Source organism: Polaromonas sp. JS666, assembly GCF_000013865.1.
Taxonomy (GTDB): Bacteria; Pseudomonadota; Gammaproteobacteria; order Burkholderiales; family Burkholderiaceae_C; genus Polaromonas.
The window spans coordinates 4,192,739-4,213,748 of record NC_007948.1 but is presented as its reverse complement, the minus strand read 5'-3'; the positions used below and the strand labels follow the sequence as shown (position 1 = coordinate 4,213,748).

At 52.3% G+C, this 21,010-nt stretch carries 17 protein-coding genes; 2 read left to right on the top strand and 15 right to left on the bottom strand.

Annotation, left to right across the window (positions count from 1 at the left end; all coding sequences use genetic code 11):
* Window positions 1-25: 25 nt before the first annotated feature.
* The 15 genes from BPRO_RS20045 to BPRO_RS19975 all read right to left on the bottom strand — a co-directional run bounded on the left by BPRO_RS20045 (window position 26) and on the right by BPRO_RS19975 (window position 18,039).
* The gene (locus tag BPRO_RS20045) at window positions 26-898 is read right to left on the bottom strand and encodes an NAD-dependent epimerase/dehydratase family protein (RefSeq protein ID WP_011484897.1); all 873 of its coding nucleotides are present in this window, start codon (window positions 896-898) and stop codon (window positions 26-28) included.
* A complete protein-coding gene (gene gmd, locus BPRO_RS20040) occupies window positions 895-1,968 on the bottom strand; it encodes a GDP-mannose 4,6-dehydratase (protein WP_011484896.1) in 1,074 nt (357 codons plus the stop codon). Before gmd ends, BPRO_RS20045 begins: the two co-directional genes overlap by 4 nt.
* Before the next feature lie 374 nt (window positions 1,969-2,342).
* Window positions 2,343-3,665 (bottom strand): lipopolysaccharide biosynthesis protein RfbH, encoded by a 1,323-nt coding sequence (gene rfbH / locus BPRO_RS20035; RefSeq protein WP_011484895.1) that lies wholly within the window; start codon window positions 3,663-3,665, stop codon window positions 2,343-2,345.
* 8 nt (window positions 3,666-3,673) lie between these two features.
* Entirely contained in the window at window positions 3,674-4,750 is a 1,077-nt protein-coding gene (rfbG, locus tag BPRO_RS20030) for a CDP-glucose 4,6-dehydratase (protein ID WP_011484894.1), read from the bottom strand.
* Complete coding sequence (gene rfbF / locus BPRO_RS20025; RefSeq protein WP_011484893.1) at window positions 4,747-5,520, bottom strand: glucose-1-phosphate cytidylyltransferase; 774 nt, start codon at window positions 5,518-5,520, stop codon at window positions 4,747-4,749. Before rfbF ends, rfbG begins: the two co-directional genes overlap by 4 nt.
* A 4-nt stretch (window positions 5,521-5,524) precedes the next feature.
* Window positions 5,525-7,879, bottom strand: a complete 2,355-nt coding sequence (locus BPRO_RS29750) for a hypothetical protein (RefSeq protein WP_157045837.1) — start codon at window positions 7,877-7,879, stop codon at window positions 5,525-5,527.
* On the bottom strand, window positions 7,848-8,831 hold the full coding sequence (locus BPRO_RS20015; protein WP_011484891.1) for a glycosyltransferase family 2 protein: 984 nt from the start codon (window positions 8,829-8,831) through the stop codon (window positions 7,848-7,850). The genes BPRO_RS29750 and BPRO_RS20015 overlap by 32 nt, the downstream gene beginning before the upstream one ends.
* 13 nt (window positions 8,832-8,844) lie before the next feature.
* Window positions 8,845-9,744 carry an NAD-dependent epimerase/dehydratase family protein gene (locus BPRO_RS20010; RefSeq protein ID WP_011484890.1) on the bottom strand — a complete coding sequence of 300 codons (900 nt, stop codon included), beginning with the start codon at window positions 9,742-9,744 and terminating at the stop codon, window positions 8,845-8,847.
* Window positions 9,741-10,130, bottom strand: a complete 390-nt coding sequence (locus BPRO_RS20005; RefSeq protein ID WP_041388968.1) for a GtrA family protein — start codon at window positions 10,128-10,130, stop codon at window positions 9,741-9,743. Before BPRO_RS20005 ends, BPRO_RS20010 begins: the two co-directional genes overlap by 4 nt.
* A gap of 34 nt (window positions 10,131-10,164) precedes the next feature.
* Window positions 10,165-11,148, bottom strand: coding sequence for a methyltransferase domain-containing protein (locus BPRO_RS20000; RefSeq protein WP_011484888.1), 984 nt, complete (start codon window positions 11,146-11,148; stop codon window positions 10,165-10,167).
* Window positions 11,149-11,160: 12 nt separating this feature from the next.
* Window positions 11,161-12,534 carry an ABC transporter ATP-binding protein gene (locus BPRO_RS19995; RefSeq protein ID WP_011484887.1) on the bottom strand — a complete coding sequence of 458 codons (1,374 nt, stop codon included), beginning with the start codon at window positions 12,532-12,534 and terminating at the stop codon, window positions 11,161-11,163.
* Window positions 12,524-13,354: an ABC transporter permease gene (locus BPRO_RS19990; RefSeq protein ID WP_011484886.1), complete on the bottom strand. Its 831-nt coding sequence runs from the start codon at window positions 13,352-13,354 to the stop codon at window positions 12,524-12,526. Before BPRO_RS19990 ends, BPRO_RS19995 begins: the two co-directional genes overlap by 11 nt.
* 48 nt (window positions 13,355-13,402) lie before the next feature.
* Window positions 13,403-15,373 carry a glycosyltransferase gene (locus BPRO_RS19985; protein ID WP_011484885.1) on the bottom strand — a complete coding sequence of 657 codons (1,971 nt, stop codon included), beginning with the start codon at window positions 15,371-15,373 and terminating at the stop codon, window positions 13,403-13,405.
* Between the two features lie 146 nt (window positions 15,374-15,519).
* On the bottom strand, window positions 15,520-16,515 hold the full coding sequence (locus tag BPRO_RS19980) for a GDP-L-fucose synthase family protein (RefSeq protein ID WP_011484884.1): 996 nt from the start codon (window positions 16,513-16,515) through the stop codon (window positions 15,520-15,522).
* Window positions 16,516-16,608: 93 nt separating this feature from the next.
* Window positions 16,609-18,039 (bottom strand): mannose-1-phosphate guanylyltransferase/mannose-6-phosphate isomerase, encoded by a 1,431-nt coding sequence (locus BPRO_RS19975; protein ID WP_011484883.1) that lies wholly within the window; start codon window positions 18,037-18,039, stop codon window positions 16,609-16,611.
* Between the two features lie 130 nt (window positions 18,040-18,169).
* Here BPRO_RS19975 and BPRO_RS19970 point away from each other — a divergent pair, with 130 nt between their 5' ends.
* Window positions 18,170-19,276 carry an MraY family glycosyltransferase gene (locus BPRO_RS19970; protein ID WP_011484882.1) on the top strand — a complete coding sequence of 369 codons (1,107 nt, stop codon included), beginning with the start codon at window positions 18,170-18,172 and terminating at the stop codon, window positions 19,274-19,276.
* A 342-nt stretch (window positions 19,277-19,618) separates the two neighbouring features.
* Complete coding sequence (gene tviB, locus BPRO_RS19965) at window positions 19,619-20,899, top strand: Vi polysaccharide biosynthesis UDP-N-acetylglucosamine C-6 dehydrogenase TviB (RefSeq protein WP_011484881.1); 1,281 nt, start codon at window positions 19,619-19,621, stop codon at window positions 20,897-20,899.
* Window positions 20,900-21,010 lie beyond the last annotated feature (111 nt).

Sequence of the window (21,010 nt, the reverse complement as noted above, 5' to 3'; positions counted from 1 at the left end):
CGTGGTTCACGGTGAACATTGCCGTTCAGGCGTTAGCATCCGCCTCGGCCAGCATGCGCCGCAGCGTGTCTTCCAGTGGCAGATTGTTTAGCGTGTAGTCATGCCTGGCCAGCAGCGCCTTTAGCTTGGTCGGGCTGCCGCACAGGCGGTTTACCTCGTTGGAGCGCACAAAGGCGGGGTCGACCTCGACCTCGATGCTGTGCCCCGTGATACGTACAAGAGTGTCAATCACGTGCTGCAATGTATAGGGCTGGCCAGAGCACACGTTATACGTTTCGCCAGGCTGGCCGTGCTCCAGCAGCTGGAGGTAAGCCTCGCAAACAAACAGTATGTCGTTGAACTCTCGCTCTACGCTGACGTCTCCTAACTGAATGCGCGGTGCGCCGCGGCTGAAGTGGTCTATCAGTTTGGGAATGACAAATGTGAGCGCCTGTCCTGACCCCGTGTAATTAAACGGGCGGACAATGACTATGGGTAATATGTCTGAATAGGTGCGTGCCAAATGCTCCATCGCCAGTTTACTGATGCCGTAGTGGTTCAATGGCGCCGGAATTTGGTCTTCGGGAATAGGCGATGCAGCGCAATTACCATACACATTGGCACTGCTGGTAAGAATGACCGAACGTGGTGAGATCTCAAGCGCTGCGATCGCGTTCAGAAGGTTGAGCGTGCCGAACAGATTGACATCATAAAAAGCCCGCACATCAGCATGGCCTACGAAGCTAATGGCAGCGAGATGTACCACATGAGAGGGCTGTATAGAGGCAACTTCCGCCTTCAGCGCTTCGGCGTCCGTCAAGTCTGCCGCAAGGGCCACTACCTCGTGCCCTTTTTGTTGGGCCAGGGCGGTAAAGTGCCGTCCGGTAAACCCATTGGCACCTGTCAATAAAATTCTCAAAACGAAAACCCCGCCTGGTTGCGCCGCAGGTCAGCCTCGACCATCATCTGGCACAGCTGTTCAAGCGTCGTCTTTGGTTCCCAGCCCAACTTGGCTTTGGCCTTGGCCGGGTTGCCTATCAGCAACTCCACCTCTGCCGGGCGATAAAACTTTGGGTTGATGCGCATCACGGTTTGCCCAACTTTTAGCTCCCTCTCTCCCTGGGCGAGGGCAGGGGTGAGGGCCGCCACCACCGCAGTTTCGGCTTCAGCCGACCCCTTGAACTCCACCGCAATGCCCGCGCCCTTGAATGCCATACGCACAAAGTCACGCACGGTCTCGGTGCGGTTGGTTGCGAGCACAAAAGTGTCGGGTTCATCGGCCTGCAGCATGCGCCACATGCCTTCAACATATTCTTTGGCAAAGCCCCAGTCGCGCTTGGCGTCGATGTTGCCAAGATCCATACAGTCAAGCTTGCCCAGCTTGATTTTGGCCACACTGTCAGTGATCTTGCGTGTCACAAACTCGCGGCCGCGCAGCGGGCTCTCATGGTTGAACAAAATGCCGCTGCTGCCAAAGATGTTGTAGCTCTCGCGGTAGTTCACCGTCATCCAATGTGCGTAAAGCTTGGCCACGCCATAGGGGCTGCGCGGGTAAAAAGGCGTGTCTTCCACCTGAGGGATAGCCTGCACCTTGCCAAACATCTCCGACGTGCTGGCCTGGTAAAAACGAATCTTGGGGTTGACCAGGCGAATGGCCTCCAGCAGGTTCAGCGCGCCAATGCCAGTGATCTGCGCCGTGGTGGTGGGCTGGTCAAAGCTCACGCCCACAAAGCTTTGGGCGGCCAGGTTGTAGATCTCGTCTGGCTGCACTTTTTGCACTAGCGCAATGTTGGAGCCAAGGTCCGTCAAATCGTATTCAACGAGATGAAGGTTGGGGTGGTCTTTGATGCCCAGCTCTTCAATGCGCCAGAAGTTGACCGAACTGGTTCGGCGGTAGGTGCCGTAGACGGTGTAGCCCTTGTCGAGCAGGAGCTGGGTGAGGTAGGCGCCGTCCTGGCCGGAGATTCCGGTGATGATCGCTTTTTTCATGGTTTCATTCACTTTGAGTCGGTTGAATATATTGACATGGCGCAGTCCTATTCCGAACGAAGAAAAGGCTGGGCCAACCCTGCTTTCAGTCAAGGCTATGTGAAAACGCGAAGTTTAGTCGCAGGATAAAGGCAGGACAGAAAACCCACCTCTCAGATCGCTCCGTACGGAGCGATCGTGCCGTAGCCAAGGAGGAAAGGGGACTCCTTCGAATACTGCATTTTGAGTTTTCACACAGCCTCAGTCACCTCCGAAACGGAACCGTCTGAACTAAAGTTCTTTCTCGAACCAAGAGAAGGTAGAAGTGGCTCCAGTTGGTGGAACAACTTACCCCGATTCATAAGTGAATTCTGAGAAATCATCGCGGGCAATACTCAGAAGTTCACACCGAGATAGCTCTCGATCTTGCTGGCCGCGAATTCCAGCATGGCGGGCGTCAGCGAGGGTTGAACACCGATCCAGAAGGTGTTGTTCATCACGTTGTCGGTATTGGTCAGATCGCCACTGATACGGTATTTGGCCCCGCTCATGTAGGGCTGGCGCGTCAGGTTGCCGGCAAACAGGAGGCGCGTACCGACCTTGTTCTGGTCCAGGTAGGTCAGCAAGTCCAGTCGCGTGACCGGGCAATTTTCTTTCAAGGTGATCGGGAACCCGAACCACGAGGGGTCGGAATGTTCGGTCGGCTCGGGGAGGTTCACAAATTCTTCGCAGTCTTTCAGGCGCTCTTTCAGGAAAGCAAAGTTGTCCTTGCGGGCCTGGATGAATTGCGGTGCCTTGTCCAACTGAGCCAGTCCGCAGGCGGCCTGCATGTCGGTGATTTTGAGGTTGTAACCCAAGTGGCTGTAGGTGTACTTGTGGTCGTAACCCTCGGGCAGATCACCCAGCTTCCAGCAAAAGCGTTTGCCACAGGTGTTGTCCTTACCAGGTGGGCAATAGCAGTCACGCCCCCAGTCGCGGAAGCTCTCCGCAATGGTTTTGAGTTCTTCGTTGTTGGTAAATACCGCACCGCCTTCACCCATGGTGATGTGGTGCGCCGGGTAAAAGCTCAGGGTGGCAATGTCGCCGAAAGTGCCAACCATCTGGCCACGATAGGTGGTGCCCAAGGCATCGCAGCAATCTTCCACCAGCCACAGTTTGTACTTTTTGCACAATGCAGAAACTACATCAAGGTTGAAGGGGTTGCCCAGTGAGTGGGCCAGCATGATGGCTTTGGTCTTGGGGCCAATGGCGGCTTCGATCTTGCTGGCGTCGATGTTATGCGTGAGGCGGTCCACATCCACAAACACCGGTACAGCACCAAACTGAAGAATGGGGTTAACCGTGGTGGGAAAGCCTGCCGCCACACCGATAACTTCGTCGCCCTGCTTGATGGCTCGGTCGCCTAGTTTGGGCGAGGTCAGGGTGCTGAATGCCACGAGGTTGGCCGACGAGCCCGAGTTGACGGTAATCAGGTGCTTGACGCCGATGAAGGCGGCGAGCTTTTTCTCGAATTCGGTGTTGAAGCGGCCCGTGGTCAGCCAACCGTCGAGCGAGGCTTCGACCATGTTTTTGAGCTCTTCGGCACCGATGACCTTGCCGGAAGGCGGCACCACCGAGGCACCGGGGAGGAAAGGCTGCGGCGCCAAAGCAATGGCGGCATACTCATCGACGAGTTTGGCGATCTGGTCGCGGAGGTCTTGGCTTTTAGCGTTTTGCATCGTGTTGATCAGTTTTCGGTCAATGTTTGATAAGAGTGTATCTGGGCCAAGGTCAGCTCGCGGATGTCAGCACCCGCCTGGCGCTGCTTGGACCATTCGATGATGAGTGCCAAGGCATCGTTCAGGCGCAGCGTGGGGTGCCAGTCCAGGCGGCTGCGGGCTTTGGATATATCGAGCTTGAGGTAGTTCGCCTCGTGCGGATGCTCGCCGTTGTCGATTTGCGACTGTGCACCCTCGCCCCACATCGCAGCCATTTGCTCGACGATCCAGCCAACCGGTTTGGCATCTTCATCGTTGGGTCCAAAGTTCCAGCCCTCGGCATAGCTGGGGCCGTGCTCAAAAAGGCGTTCGGCCAGCGTGAGGTAGCCGCGCAAGGGCTCCAACACATGTTGCCAAGGGCGGATGGAGTGGGGGTTGCGGATGTTGACGCGCTGGCCTTGTTCGAAAGCAGCGAGGATGTCGGGAATTAATCTATCCTGCGCCCAATCGCCCCCGCCGATGACGTTGCCGGCTCGGACGGTAGCCAGGCCAACGCCGTGTTGTGCATGGCTGTTCGCGTTGAAGAAGGAAGACCGGTAAGCAGAGCTGACCAGTTCAGCACAACCCTTGCTGTTGCTGTAGGGGTCGTAGCCGCCCATTGGCTCGTTTTCACGATAGCCCCAAGCCCATTCGCGGTTTTCGTAGCATTTGTCAGTGGTGATATTGACCACGGCCTTGACGCTGGGAGCATGACGTACGGTCTCGAGGAGATGCACGGTGCCCATTACGTTGGTGGAATAGGTTTCCACCGGATTTGCGTAGGAATATCGTACCAACGGTTGTGCCGCCATGTGGATGACGATTTCGGGCTGGCATTCCTGCATAGCCTTTTGCAGGAATGCCAAGTCACGAATGTCGCCAATGATGGAGCGCATGCCTAGTCCCACCTTAGCCTCATCAAACAGGCTGGGCTGGGTTGGTGATTGAAGAGCATAACCTGTGAGGTTCGCACCTAGAGATTGAAGCCACAGGGACATCCAGCTGCCCTTGAAGCCGGTGTGCCCAGTGAGAAAGACGCGTCTGCCGTGCCAGAAGGCTGGGTTCATTTCCACACCTTCCACGGCGCCTTGCCGCTAGACCACAAGTCTTCCAAGTGAATTTTGTCCCGCAGAGTGTCCATGGGTTGCCAGAAACCGTCGTGCTGGAAGGCGGCGAGTTGGCCCTCTTCAGCCAGTTTTTCCAGTGGGTCACGCTCCCAGACGGTAGCGTCGTTTTCGATGTAATCGATCACCTTGGGGGACAACACAAAAAAACCGCCGTTGATCATGGCTCCGTCGCCCTTGGGTTTTTCCTTGAAGGTGCGTACCTTGTTGCCCTCAAAATCCAGCGCGCCAAAGCGGCCCGGAGGCAACGTAGCGGTGAGTGTGGCCATGACGCTTTGCGCTTTGTGAAAAGAAATGAGTTCACTGACGTTTACGTCACTTACACCATCGCCATAAGTGAAGCAGAAAGCGTCTTCTCCTTGCAAATAAGGTGCGACGCGCTTGAGGCGACCGCCAGTCATGGTTTCTTCGCCAGTATCCACGAGGGTCACGCGCCAAGGCTCCGCATAGCGATGATGAACCTGCATTTGATTGTTGACCATGTCGAAAGTGACATCTGACATATGAAGGAAGTAATTGGCGAAATACTCCTTGATGACATAACCCTTGTAGCCGCAGCAGATAATGAAATCGTTTACGCCATGAGCCGAATAGGTCTTCATGATGTGCCAGAGTATGGGCTTCCCGCCGATTTCCACCATGGGTTTCGGTTTGAGGTGGGTTTCTTCGGAAATGCGGGTCCCTAAACCGCCTGCGAGGATGACTGCTTTCATGGTTCTAGATTCCTACCTGATTTTTCTGTATTAAAAAACTCCGAAATGAGCGACGCCCTATCCAGGCCTGCCAACCCACTATGCCAAAGAGAAGAATGAAGTAAATCCGGTAAATTATGGTGAATAACTGATGCAGCCGGTTTTTGTAATTATATTCAACTAAATGTTGACCAGGGGGTAGCGATAATTCTAGCAAGCCATCCTTAAGCGTCACATTGGAACGTTTGCCGTCAACGCGGAGTTCCATCATCTTGTGAGGGAAAAGCGCGTAGCGCACGGTAACTGGTGAAGTGCTCTCAACTTGAAAATGAACGCGAGACACAAAATCTGTCTCAAAACCAGTAACTAACGCCGTTCCAGTGGTATTCGAAACGCGCACAATGCCATTGTCGAAATCACCTGTATTTCTGTTGGGAATATAATCCACTAGACCTGATGCGTCTTTCAGTTTTACTGCTTTATACCCATACTGAAGATCAAGTTCTGGAATACTTTTATCAATCAATTGCTCCAGCTCGGGAGAATTAATGGCCCAAGCCGCTTGGTTGTAAATGATGAAATCAGCGCCGGTCCGCAATAACCAGGGCACGTTAATTTTCCCATAATAAGGGTGTGGGAATCTGGCCATATAGTCGCGATCTAACGCCATATGGGGTTCGTAACCCATATAATTTGATAGCTTTAGTTTATTACTTGCCATCCATGGGAAGTTAAGCATGACTCCGTTTGGTTTTTCTATATCGGAGGTAATGTCGGCGTATTTGATCAAATATTTATTTGAATTCTGTTTGAAATAATTAATCAAAAGTTCTCGACGTTCAGGAGAGAAGGCGACGTCATTCTTATAGGGACCCGCTGCGACTTGACTAAACGAATTCGTATAGGAGTTGAAGCTTGCAGCATGTATAAAGAATGACACTCCAATTGCACCTGCAAAGGCATAGAAATTTTGTTGTGCAGATAGGGAGATCAATATCAAACTAATCATCAGAAGTTCAATGACTAATAGCTTCATATTTGGCCACGCGGGATGGCCGATCTGATTGTATGCTTCTGCGGCAAACATTACAAAGAAGATAACAGCTAGCCAGCGTCCGATAGGCAATTCTCTTCGTATCTGAACAAGATATTTGAAAGAAATTGCGACCGCTAAATAAAAGAAAAATGAAGCGATCAAGAGGTAACGCCCATAAAAGTGCATACGCCCAATCACTGGCATCACAAAATAAAACATATCGGGCAAGCCCGACGCTTGACCAAATGCGAGTAAAAGATAAAAAGAAAATATCAGTAGTGATAATGCAATTATTTTGGCTTCTAATGGTGCTATCGCTAATTTTTCCCGTTGGGAAAAGGCAAGAGCTAAAAGAAATACTGGAGCAAGTCCTAATTGAACGAATGGTGTTCCTGTTCCTGGATTGCTAGGTGGGAACGCCCTCGATAATAGAGCAAAGATATCTTTGGATTCAAATGAAAATTGATGAGCAGAATGCCAAACACCTTCGGCTACGCCTGGAACTTGTTTATGATACAAAAACATCGCCAAATATAACGACAATACAACAGCGCTAGCCAACACAACGGGTGTAAAGAGCCTTATCAGAAGTTGGCCAAAAGCTTGAGCTTCGCTATTTTTTTTCTGCCAAAAATAAACCACTGAAAACAACAATGCTATTAATACTGCATTCACATCCAATGGCAGATAGCCGGAGAGGAAAACCATTACATAGGGAAATGAATGTAGCGTAATGCGCCACCAATTCATTTTTTCGACTGACTGAAGCGCGAAATAAAGCAAGAATGGGAAAAGAGCTGCGACGTAATAAAAAGGAGGCGCGGTAAATGCGTAATATGCAATAGCGCCAAAATACAACACGGAGAACAGTACCGATGTTCCTTGCGCCATTTGAAAATACTTGCGCCCGATTCGCATGCAGTAATAGGCAGCCAAGATAGCGTGTGCGTATGCAATGAACACAAATGCACGAGCTAGACCCTCAATGGTTTCGAAACGAAACAGAGCGTAGGTTAGTTGATAGGGGGGGTAATAGACGGGAATGTTCGGTCTTAGGAAGTACGCCGTGGAACCATTGCTTGTCAAAAAGTCAATACCAGCGAGTGCCCCGCTCCTGGCCATATGATAGCCTTCGACAAATTGCGGAAAATACAGGATAGCCACATCGCCAAAAAAATTGACCTGTGGATTTTTTGTGAATAGGTAAGAGCTGAAAAATACAGTCGAGAAAATTAATGCTAATGCAAAGAATTTAACTCTTTCATTGTTATTTGATAGCTGCCGACAAATGCGTTGAAAAGCCAACTTAATATTACCTTGCATGTATTTTTTCCAGTCCATCATGTCTGGCACTATGGCCATCAAGCTCGGCTTCAACAATGACCAAAGGCTTTCTCTTTACCTGCTGGTAAATTCGCCCGAGATATTCTCCAATAATGCCTAGAAATAATGCATTCAGACTTATGCCGGCTAGCACTAAAATAGTTAGCGTGGTAAACCCTGCCGGCCAATTAAAGCCAAATATTAACTTACCTATGCCGTAAGCAAAAATACCAAGAACCGTCAGGATGGACACTCCCGCCCCGAAGAAGGTAGCCAGGCGTAACGGGATAATTGAATGATTAAGAATTCCATCTAACGCGAGCCCCACCAAGTCTTTGAGTCGGAAATTACTCTTGCCACGCTCACGGCCACGTCGGTGGTAATTAATCCCACGTTGTTGGAATCCCATTGCTGCAATCATTCCGCGCAGATAAGGTTGCATATCGTCAGTTTGACGCAGCACATCCACTACTTTTCTATCAATTAGCCTAAAATCGCCAACATCTACTGGCAGGTCGTCTTCACTCAGATAATTGGCAAGTCGATAAAATAGTTTTCGCGAGTAGTGCAGAACCGCATTTTCCCGGCGACTTAGACGTACTCCATATACCACGGCGCAACCATCTTCCCAATGCTTCAGAAACTCAAGAATGAGGTCCGGCGGATCCTGCAAGTCGCAATCAAGCTGGATAAGCGCATCACCACGCGCTTTCAGGTAGCCGGTCAGGATGGACTTTTGGTACCCAAAGTTACGAGAAAAACGGAATACACGTACGCGTGAATCATGCTGACTAAGTTCGGTGAGTTTTTCAAATGTACTGTCGGTGCTGTGGTTGTCTGTAAAGATCAGCTCAAAGTCATAACGGTCTGCACATTCGTTGATGATAGGGGTCACTGCCTTGTAAAGGGGAAAGATATTCTCTTCTTCATTGAAGACAGGAATAATGAGCGAGATTAGTTTTTTTGGGGTCACTTCGATTCCACTTCTATGTAGTTTTTATTGCCCGTTGACCGATATCCTCGATCACTGTCCGTATTCCCGCTTCGATGCCAACCCGCGGTATCCACCCAAGGGTACGCAACGCTTCAGTTTCGGCGCAGGCATTCTGAAACTCACCTTTCCTGTTTGGTAACGCACCAAAATTTAACTTCGCGCTGCTGCAGCAAAGCCTTTTCACCGTTTCAATGAAGTCCCGAATGCGCAGAGAGGTGCCGGTTCCCACATCGTAATGCCGATAGCCTCCCCCTCGTCCTGCCTCCGCCTCCAAAACAGTACTCACAGCTGCAACAGCATCATCAATATGGATGAAGTCGCGCTTCTGCTTACCGTCCGTAAGGTCAATTTCCTCACCAGCCAGGCAACGTCCCACCATGGCCGGAACGAATTTTTGGCGACCATCTCCCGGGCCATATAGATGAAATAGCCGCAGATTGGCAAAACCGATTCGCCCTGTGTTGGCGCAATGTTGCCCCCATTCTTGAAAGTGGCGTTTGGATAATGTGTAGGCTCCGAGATAGTCGTACGACACTTTATCGGAGTTAAAGAAGGTATCCATGTTGATAAATAGCGCGATGTTATGCCGGATTGCAAGTTCAATCAATTTTATCGGGAACGCTTCATTAGCCCAAAAGACTGCTGTCGGGCTTGAGTTGTCACGGCCATAATCCGTGGCAGCATGAACTATCGCCTCAACATCAGGGTGCGTAGTGAAGATGTTTTCCAACTCCTCGGTATCCCACGCTTCCAAGTTACCAAAACGCAGAAAAAGTGGGCCCAAGTCTGTGCTTGCCCGTTTAGTCATGAGAACTTTGTAATTGCGGTTTAGAAAATCAGCTAAAAGATGAGTACCGAGAAAGCCTGTAGCGCCGGTAAGAAGAACTTTCATATTTCACTCCTCGCCCGAAAAATAGCGAGCTTTTGAACCGCATAGCTAACTGGCGTCACGATCCCTATTTGAACGACCTTTGCAACCTCGGGCATCCAGCCCAATTTATTGATTAATAGCCAAAGCAATAATGTTCCAATAATAAGCTGCGCATACATCAGCCCGGCATATTTGAAGAAACCACTGACAACCTTGTACTTTCCAACATATGGTTTTTGATGGGTGTAGTAATAGTGCAGAAAAAAACAGATGGCAAAAGCACAATGGAACGCAATAAAATTGCTCAGCATAACCTTGCCGTTGATCCTTACGAGTCCAGCGAATAGGGTTAACTCGACTATGGCACCAACAACGCCAACCAAGACAAAGCGTGCGGTTATGTTCATAAGGCAGTGTATTTTTCGAGTAAAGCCGTTTTTCTCAAGCCGATAACCGTTCATTATCGGATCTCTTTTGCGCAACGAACAAGAAACCCTCATTCGGATTTAGGGCGTAGTTATGGAAGTCCTGAAAGCGCGGGCCGTTTCCCCGACAGAACAATTTTTCATTGAAGGGGTGGGTTTCGAGCATAACGAGGCCGCTCTCAATAAACTTCGCCTTCCACCAGTCCCGTGGTTTGAGCGTCACATGGTATGGGCTACCGGTGCTGTCCACGTACTCCAAGAGCGAGATGGACCCAATAAAATAGCCACGCTCATTCAAATGACGCCCAATATTTACGAGCAGACCGGCAAGGTCCTGCTCGGCAATGTGTTCCAGCACCTCCCACATCGTGATGACATCGAAGTTAGTCACCGCTTGAGTATCTCGCGACACAAAGCTGAACGGCTTGGTAATATCGCAGGTAAACAGGTTGTGTGGCAGAAGTGGCCAGTAACCGATCCGATTTGTGCGGCAAAAATCTGATCCATCCACGCCAACAGCCAACACGTCATTCATCGCAAACTCAAACACCAGCCCGGCCGCCCCGGTGCCAAGATCCAGGCTCTTGATATTGCTACCCAATACGTCAATGCAGTTTTGGACGAAGAGCGTTGGCCGGGACACTCCTTCGGTTGTCGAGTCAGGATTTATATGGTCGTTACTGCTCAAAGCAATCGGGTAGTCCGTTTTTAACTCGAGAATGCCAGCAGCATTAAAAGCGGGCCGATTATTTAAATTCAGCAGACGAGGCATCGACTCGACATATAGCCTCTGAAGAAAATCGATTTGATGATTCACGGTAAACATGGACTGTCGTGCGACATATTCCAACGTCCTAGTGCGTTCTTCAACGGTATGCAAAAGAGACTCAATTGTCCTGGAGCGTTCTTCAGTTGTAACTACCAAGGCAGGCAGATCAGCCCGCCGGCCACGAAGTGCTCGTTTAAGTCGTTGAAGTAGTGAATCAATGAAAATTTTCATATAAATCAGCTATCAGGAGGCAGAAGGCGTTATGGGTTGATGTGGCTCAACCGTTGAAGTGCTACTTCCCAGTTCCACGCTTGACCTTAAACCTAAATCACAAATTCCGTCGAAAACATATTCTTTGTTTTTCAGGATCACAGTAAAGTGGCTCGCTTCGTCCAGCCAGTGAAGCACTTGTTGATTGCCGTAGTACTGGTCGTGCTCTCGTGTCACGGTCGCTTGTATCTCGTACAGATTTGCGCTGAGATTGCAACTGCCGGTAAAGTTCACTTTAAATGTGTCGCCCTTGAAAAAGTGCTTATTCCAAAAAGTACTTTGAAGATGGGTGGGGAAGTTGGGCATGTCTTCATTCAATGTCCCCCATGTGGTGACCTTGACGCCTTCCTTGTTCAGTATGCGAAAGGCAATATTGAGGTTTTCAATATCTGTATTGCAAACGCATTCGATAGCAATCGTTATGGTGTCACCCGCATAAAACACACTTTGTCGAGTTTTATCGGATGCAAGAACTTCAACACCCAGTATCTCAACATCACGCCTGCCATAAGATTTCTTGGTGGGTTGGGGCAAGAGCTCTTGTTTGGACCTTTCCTGGAGATCAAGGAAGGCGGCCTCTTCCTGTTGCTGAAGAAATTCCCGGTACGCAAATAAAACGTCGGTTGTGGCGCCATATTTGACCGGGAGTCCCGCATTCAAAAAGACTGCCCTGCTCGTGAGCGTCCGTACTATTTCCTGATCATGAGACACAAAAAGCAGGGTGCACCCGTTATCCAGCAATTTGTCGATCTGTCGATAGCAGCGTTTTTGAAATAGGGCATCGCCGACAGCGAGTGCTTCATCAACAATAAGTATGTCGGGCTCGACCTGAGTCTGCACGGCAATGGCAAGGCGGACCACCATTCCGCTTGAGTAGGACTTAATGGGCTGATCCAGGTGCAAGCCTATGTCGGCGAACGCGGCGATGGCATCAAATTTCTGGTCGATTTGCTGGCGATCAAAACCCAGTAGCGCCCCGTTCATGTAGATATTTTCACGCCCGGTGAATTCAGGGTCGAAGCCAGAGCCCAACTCAAGCAAGGCTGCCACCCGCCCCCTCGTGGAAACGGTTCCGGTTGTTGGCGAAAGAGTCCCAGTAATGATCTGGAGCAACGTGCTTTTACCGCTACCGTTGCGGCCCACGATGCCAAAGGCCTCACCTCTTCTTATATCGAATGAAACATCCTTCAGTGCCCAAAACTCCTGAAAGTAATGGTGCTGGGGTTGCCCTGTGAGACGCTGAAGCCGCGGCAGCAGGAACTGCTTAAGCTGGTCACTGGGTTTGTGGTAAAGCTCATAGCGCTTGGACACGCCTTGAACGGTGATGGCAATATCGTCAGAGGACATTGGCAAAACCTTTGCGGGTTTTCTGGAACCAGGCATAACCTACCCAAGCAATAAATACGGAAACAAGGCTATAGGCTGCCAGCCCCACCCAATCTGGCAATTGCCCAAAAATCAAGACGGCGCGGGCTTGTTCAATAACAAAGGTGAGCGGATTCAGCATCAGCCAGGGCCGGATGCGTTCAGGCAGGGCTGTAATTGGATAAAACACCGGGGAGGCGAAAAGCAGCACTGTCATGATCAGGCCTATGGGCTGCGCGACGTCCCGAAGGTAGACCCCTAGCGAGGCCAGCGCCCACGCAGCACCTAAAATCAGGACCAGCAGTGGAAGGAGTATCAAAGGCAAAAATACAGTGGTCCATTGTAGATAACCATTGAGCAGTACAAAAGCGATCAGAAGAACCAACACGCTGACGATCGCGTGAAATAATGCTGCACCATCAGCCACGACGGGCAAAATCTCGAGCGGGAATACGATCTTTTTCACATAGCTGACATTGCTCAGGATAAGTCCTGGCGCACGATTCAATGTTTCCGCGAACAAGCCGTGCACGATCATGCCAACAAACAACAGAGTGGCAAATTGAGACTTGCTTTCATGAAGGTCAGTCCCCCAGCGGGCCTTGAAGACCACTGAGAACACAAAGGTGTATATGAGCAGTAAAAATAGCGGATTGAAGAGCGACCACATCACGCCCATGACCGAGCCCTTGTAGCGGCCTATCACGTCGCGCTTGGTCATCTGCAAAATGAGCTGGCGGTTGCTCCACATGCTTCGAGCAAGTGAGGCCAATGAGATTGGTTTTGCGGCGTGAGGATTCATATTTGACTGGATGGCTTTAGCTAAAGCGTTTAGCCATGTTGTTTCTGTTTAAACAGCATGGTCAACGTGTTCAAACCCGAGTCTGGTTTTCAGAACCCTGAACCGCGCCAATAAACCGTCCGCGCGCAGCGCTCTGACTTGGTGGGACAACCAGCGCCAACTGAGCCTTGGGTAAGGAGGGGGCGGGGCAGGGGCTGCGATGCGAGGTTCCAGCGAGGGCAAATCACGGGTGAAACCTTTATAAATGGTGAATGACTTTGGAGCAAAGTCTCCTATCAACTCATTTTCCTGCCCTTCGTCCCATGGGCCATTGGGGAACTCTTGCCCTACATCAATGACCAGTGTTGCCGGAATTTCCTGATGGATAACATTTTCACCGACCATGGCGGCCAGCGATTTTCTATCCAAATAAGGCAGGGCTATACCCAGATCAGCAGGGAGCGCTGAAGTCCGGAAAATAAAGCGTGCATAGCCGTGTGGAGCAGCCGGATTGAGGAAGCCGAAGTTCAATAGCTCATGTATCCCGTGCACCGGGGTGTTTCCGTGTTTGATGATGGCAGCCGTGGCCGCGCAGTTTGCGTCCGGGTTGCGTATCAAACTGCAGGCAAGAACCTGAAGGTGATTTGAGAAAATCTCTTCATTGGGTGCAACAACTACGATGGCCTCTACTTGCTGGGCGTTTTTCAGCACATCAGCAATAACCGCACCAAGTTTACGGGGGTATTGGATGTCGGCCACAGATCCGTAGTTAAAGAAGTCGACCGCAATTAACTCAATTGGTACCGATGCCTTTTCAAGGACTTGCGCAATATCAGATCGATTCTGCGTCGAGAAGGCTTTGTCGATAACCAGAACCGGTGAAAACTCTTTGTATTCCTGAGCCACGACGCTGGCGACGTGTGCGTGCAAAACTTTCTCTGAATACACCGGCAGAAGAAGGTAGAGGCCAACCTTGATGTGTGGTGCCTGGCCGTCCAGTCCTTGTCTCTTTAGTAAATTGGCTTTCCGGTCTTGAAAGCCTGCATAAAGATCTCTCAGGTTTTTCTTCAGCGTGAATTTTTCCCTGAAAATCCCCTGCGCTTTTTTGATCAAGGAAAGCGCTTCACCTGGATTCGCTTTTGCCCAAGTCAGGTGCTTTTGAATGTCTTCAAAAATTTGCTCGACGGAGCAGCGGCTGTCAATATAGAGCAGGGAATCGCCAAAGAATCTTCTGGCAAAGTTGTTTTCGTCGCAAATAACCAATGCCCCGGCTGCCACACTTTCGAACAGTCGATTTGACATCAGCTCTGAATTTTTGTGTGCTTGCGAGGATAAGACCAGAGCAATACCTGCCTTTGCTATTTCGTCGAGCATGGAAACCCCGTCAAACGGAATCTCTCGCACGTAGTTGGCGTACCCATCCCAGACTTTCACGTTCTGAAATATTGTTGGGCCATAGATGCGAATGAGCCCGGCCTGGTCGAGGCGCTTGAGTACGTCCTGATGGCGGGATTTGCCACCACTAATGGCTTCCCAGTTAATCCCCGCGTAAAAGAGCTTGTGGTCACCCAGTGAGGGCGGATGGACAATATCGGCCGTGGAGTGGTAAAGGTTAAATAGTGCGGGAAGATGTGTTGCAGCACTTCGCACCATACGTCCTACATGATCATCTGCTGCTGGTGAACTGCAACTGACGAAATCATCGTGGGTTAACAAATTTCGCGAGGTACGTTGATAGCCCCACTCATGGTAGAACTGAGTCGGGTTCCACAGGGCTACAAATGAAAATGCATCATAGAATTTGGGCGTGTCGTAATGAAGATGCAAAACAAAATCAACATCTTTTTTGGTTATCACGGTATCCGGGTCACTCAAGAGTGAGCCATTGGCATGAACTTCGACACAATCCAGGCCAAGAGCAGTTGCCGCGATTTTTAACCGGGCTATGCATTCGTCCTCTGCCGTCTTGATCGCTGGCCACAACTTGACCACGGCAAAGCGACCAATCAGCCCCCCGGGCAGAACGAAACTCTCAGCCATGCTATTACTTTCCCATGATTATTTATAGAAACGAACAGGCGCTATTAATCTCAAGCGGAGGTTAGTAGCCCATTGCAGTGATACGACCGGAAATTGACCGGAAATTCATTTGCCTTGTACGGCCCCGCCGCCGTCAAGCGTGGACATTACAGCCGCCCGGCAAGTTCCGGTGTTTCGAGAAGGGTCAGGAAGTCCCTGTAGGCACTCTTGAGGCCGGCCTTCTCATCTATTTTTGGACGCCAGCCCAAAGAGTGAATACGTGAGCTGTCCAATAATTTTCTCATCGTGCCATTTGGCTTGGATTTGTCGTAGACGATGCTTCCCTTGAAGTCGACTACTTCGGCAATCAGCGTCGCCAGCTCCGCAATTGACAAGTCATGGCCGCAGCCAATGTTGTACAGATCATGAGTGACGGGGGCAGCCATGAGGGTCTTCATGGCATCAGCCAGGTCGTCCACGTGCAACAATTCACGTCGCGGAGTGCCGTCACCCCAAACAACAAACTCTGATTTGCCGGCCAGCTTTGCCTCGTGGGTACGGCGCAAAATGCCCGCAACGACGTGGCTATGCTGTGGGTGATAGTTATCACCAGGACCATACAAATTGGGAGGAATTACGGAGATAAAGTTGGAGCCATACTGCTTGCGATAGGCTCGGCACATCTCAATGCCCGCGATTTTGCTGATGGCATAAGCGCGAATGTTCTCGTCGAGAGGGCCGGTCATCAGCGCTTCTTCGGGTATAGGCTGTGCTGTTTTTGTTGGGTAGGTGCAATTTGATGCCACGAACACCAGTTTCTTCGCCCCAAAAAGATGCGCTGCATTGATGACATTTGATTGAATCATCAAATTGCTGTACAGAAAATCGGCAGGAAGCGTGGAGTTGGCGTGGATACCCCCTACCTTTGCACCCACGTGAAAAATCAACTCAGGCCGGTTTTCGTCGACCCAATTGAAGACGGCGCTTTGGTCGGACAAGTCAAGTTCCTGGCGAGAGGTCAGCAATATATTGGCATCCTCTTTGGCAAAGCTGCGAACCAGGGCAGATCCAAGCATTCCGCGATGTCCGGTTATCCACGTCTTTTTGCCTGCAAACGAAGAAATCCCCTCGTATGCAGGACTTGATCCCGATATGTTGATCATTAATCTATTCACCAATACATTTACATTTTGTCGAAGCTAACGCCCAATTGTGACATTCGATTACGTTTGATCGGCGGCAATCATTCCATGTTTTCAGGCGCGCCCGTAGGTGTCAGCTAATCGCACGATGTCGTCTTCGCCCAGGTAGCCGCCGCACTGCACTTCTATCAGAACCAGCTCATTTTCGCCGGTGTTGGTCAAGCGGTGCTTTTCCTTGAGAGGAATGTAGCGGTACTGGCCGGGCAGGGTGGTGTGCTCCTCATCGCCCACCTGCACGATGGCGGTGCCTTGCACCACCACCCAGTGCTCGGCGCGTTGGTGGTGGTACTGCAGGCTCAGCGATTGCCCCGGGTTGACCGTGATGCGCTTGACCTTGTAGCCACTTTCTTCTTTCAGTGTGGCGTAAGTGCCCCAAGGGCGATTGACCGAAGCGGGCAGCTGAGTGCTTTCGTGTTTGCGCTCCTTCAGCGTGTCAACCACGGCCTTGACTTTTTGCGCTGCGCTTTTGTGGGCGATCAGCAGGGCATCGGGCGTGTCCACGATCACCAGGTCGTGCACACCTACAGTGGCCACTACTTTGGCGGTATGGCTGTCTGTTTGCACGTGGGTGCCGGTGGTGTCTACCGTGATGAACTGCGTGCCTTCGCCGTCTACAAAGGTGTTGCCACTGGTGTCAGCTGTGTAAGCCTGGGCCACCGCGGGCCAGGTGCCTACGTCGCTCCAGCCAAATTTGGCGGGCACCAGGGTCACGTTGCTGGCGCGCTCCATCACGGCGTAGTCAATGCTGATGTCGGGCTGCAGGCCAAAGGCATGGGCGTCAAACTGGGTGGCGCCACTTTCCGTGCTGCTGGTGGTCCAGGCGTGTTCTGCCGCCTCCAGCACCTCGGGGGCGTGCTCCTTGAGTGCTTGCAGGATGGTACCCGCGGTAAAGCAGAACATGCCGCTGTTCCAGTAATACCGGCCGGTGGCCAGGTAGCCCTGTGCGGTGGCCAGGTCGGGCTTTTCTACAAAACGCAGGGCTTTCTGGGTGTGGCGGCTGACTTTTTCTACTTCGATATAGCCAAACCCGGTTTCTGGCGCGGTGGGTGAAATGCCAAACACCACCAGTTGGCCCTGCAGTGCCTGCCGTGCAGCCTCCAGCGCGCTGGCCACAAAGGCCTCTGTGTCGGGAATCAAATGGTCGGCGGGCAGCACCAGCATGACGGCTTCAGGCCCGTGCTCCTGCGTGCAGGCCAGGGCGGCCAGGGCGATGGCGGGTGCGGTGTTGCGGCCTTTGGGCTCAAGAAGGTAGCGGGCGTTGGGCGGGTCGCTCAGTTGCTTGATGACATTGCGCGTCAGAAACAGATAATCCTGATTGGTCACAATGACGCTGTCATCGGTGCCGCAAGCCTGGCCCCGCTCAATGGCCTGCTGCAGCAAAGAGCTGCCGCCGAGATGCATGAAGGGCTTGGGCAGCGCCTGGCGCGATACCGGCCACAATCGGGTACCTGCACCCCCTGAAAGAATGATAGAAACTAGTTTCATCCCTGCTTAAGCTCTTGTTGTAAGGGGAATGATTTTACATGGGGGCATTGCGTAGTTCTAACAATCTGACACATGTGGCGCGGCATTAGTTACATGGTGCGCTGAGAACAAAAAAAGGAGGTGATGGTTCATGGTTTTGTTGATCTCTATAAGCTTTGCCGTATCGGTGTTGTTGGGCATTTTTTTCATTCGCGGCGCGCGTCAGCATGCCCGGGGCTATTCCGCTTCCAAACCTCAGCGCTTTCATGCGGGTGATGTGCCGCGGGTGGGCGGTTTGGGTGTGTTGGCCGGTGCAGTTGCGGGCTGGCTGGCAGCTGCCTTTGCAGGCGCCTTTGGGGGGCGTTTAAACGTCCAGGTCGATTGGGCGTTTGTCTGGCCTTGGGCTGTCTTGGTGCTTCCGGCTGTGCTGGGGGGCGTGTATGAGGACGTCACGCAGCGCCTCTCGGTCCGCTACCGGCTTGGCTTGACCGCCATGTCTGCCGCATTGGCGTGCGGATTGCTGGGGCTTTCAATTAACAGGCTGGACCTGCCAGGTATAGACGGCTGGCTCATTGCCATGCCTTGGGCAGGCATTGCACTGGCGTTTTTTGCCATCTGCGGCTTGCCGCACGCCTTCAACATCATTGACGGCTACAACGGCCTGGCGGGCACGGTTGCCCTGCTGGTGTGTGGGGCGATTGCCCACGTGGCACTGCAGCTGGGCGACAGGCAGCTCGCCGCCATGGTGATTTGCCTGGCAGGGGCCACGGCCGGGTTTTTATTCTGGAATTACCCGCGCGGGTTGATTTTTGCCGGCGACGGAGGCGCCTACCTGTGGGGGTTGGTGATTGCCGTGGCCAGTATTTTGCTGGTGCAGCGTCATGAGCCGGTGTCGCCGTGGTTTCCGATGCTGCTGCTGATCTACCCGGTGTGGGAGACGGTGTTTTCCATCTACCGCAAGCTGGCGCGTGGGGTGTCTCCGGGCGTTGCTGATGCCCTGCATTTTCACCAGCTGATTTACCGGCGCATTGTGCGGGGTGTGTTTGATGACGATGCCTCGCGGCGGATGTTGATGCGGAACAACCGCACCTCTCCCTATTTATGGAGCTTTACCTTGCTTTCGGTGGTGCCCGCGGTACTGTTCTGGAGCAACACGCCGGTGTTGATGGGGTTTTGTGCCTTGTTTGTGGTGAGTTATGTGGTCGCCTATGTGGCCATCATCCGCTTCAAGGTGCCTCGCTGGCTGCGCCGTAGGTAACTCATGCTCGCCTTGCCAGGCCCAAGCCCCCATCCCAACCTTCCCCCAGAGGGTGAAGGAGCCAAACCCACAGGCACATGGGCTGGTGCAAAACAGGCTTGCAGAAGGTTCTGGCTACCCGTTTTACTCCTTCCCGCCTTTGGGGGGAAGGTGGGGATGGGGGTTTTGTGCACTTCTTTCAGACAAAGCAGGTGCGCTTGCTGTGCCTTTCGACCTGCCTCGCCGGCCCCCATTCCTAGGGTGAAGGAGCTAAAGCAGCAGGCGCTTGATCTGGTGCAAAACAGACTTGTGTATAACGGCATGTCTTGACGGCTACTTTTAGTGTCATAAAAAATTCTTCCTATGCAAAGTACTTCTCTTGCCCGCACTGTCGCCATCATCGGCCTGGGCTACGTAGGCCTGCCCCTGGCCGTTGAGTTTGGTAAAAAACGCAAGGTTGTGGGCTTTGACATCAGCGCTGCTCGGGTGGCCGAACTTCAGGCAGGGCAAGACCACACGCTGGAGGTGGAGCCCGAGCAAATGCGCAAGGCCGTGCACCTGCAGTACACCACCGACCCCGCCGCCCTGCAAGGCTGTGACCTGTTCATCGTCACCGTGCCCACCCCCATCGACGAATACAAACGCCCCGATCTGACGCCCCTCATCAAGGCCAGTACCACCATAGGCAAGGTGCTGAAGAAGGGCGACATCGTCATTTACGAATCTACCGTCTACCCCGGCGCTACCGAGGAGGACTGCGTGCCCGTGCTGGAGCAGTACTCGGGGCTGAAATTCAATGTCGATTTTTTTGCAGGCTATTCGCCGGAGCGCGTGAACCCGGGTGACAAGACCCATCGCGTTACCACCATCAAAAAAGTCACGTCCGGCTCCACCCCCGAGGTGGCCGACCTGGTGGATGCGCTCTACAACGAAATCGTGACTGTTGGCACCCACAAGGCCCCCAGCATCAGGGTGGCCGAGGCGGCCAAGGTGATTGAGAACACCCAGCGTGATGTCAACATCGCGCTCATTAATGAACTGGCGCTTATTTTCAACAGGCTCGGCATAGACACCGAAGCCGTGCTGCAGGCGGCAGGCACCAAGTGGAACTTTTTGCCATTCCGCCCCGGCCTGGTGGGCGGGCACTGCATTGGCGTGGACCCGTACTACCTCACGCACAAGGCCGAGGCCATTGGCTATCACCCCGAAATCATCCTCGCCGGCCGCCGCCTGAACGACAGCATGGGCGCCTACGTGGTCACCCAGCTCGTCAAGGCCATGACAAAGCGCCGCATCCACGTGCGGGGCGCCCGCGTGCTGGTGATGGGCCTGGCCTTCAAGGAAAACTGCCCAGACCTGCGCAACACCCGCGTGGTAGACATCGTGCGGGAGCTCACCGACTACGACGTGCAAGCCGATGTGCACGACCCCTGGGTTTCGGTCGAAGAGGCGCAGCTCGAATACGGCATCACCCCGGTGCGGCAGCCTGAAGGCGGAACTTACGACGCCATCATCGTCGCCGTGGCGCACGAGCAGTTCAAGGCCATGGGCGCCGCTGCCTTTCGTGCCTTGGGTAAGCCCGAGCACGTGTTGTTTGACCTGAAGTACGTGCTGACGGCGTCTGAGAGCGACCTGCGGTTATGAAAACGCGCGCCACGTCCATAATTTGCCTGGTCCAGTGGTCAATCCGTGGGCAAATAGCGAGTGAAAAATGCTTTCTGCCCTTTCCATTTGAGTGCAGGTAGCTATCAAAAT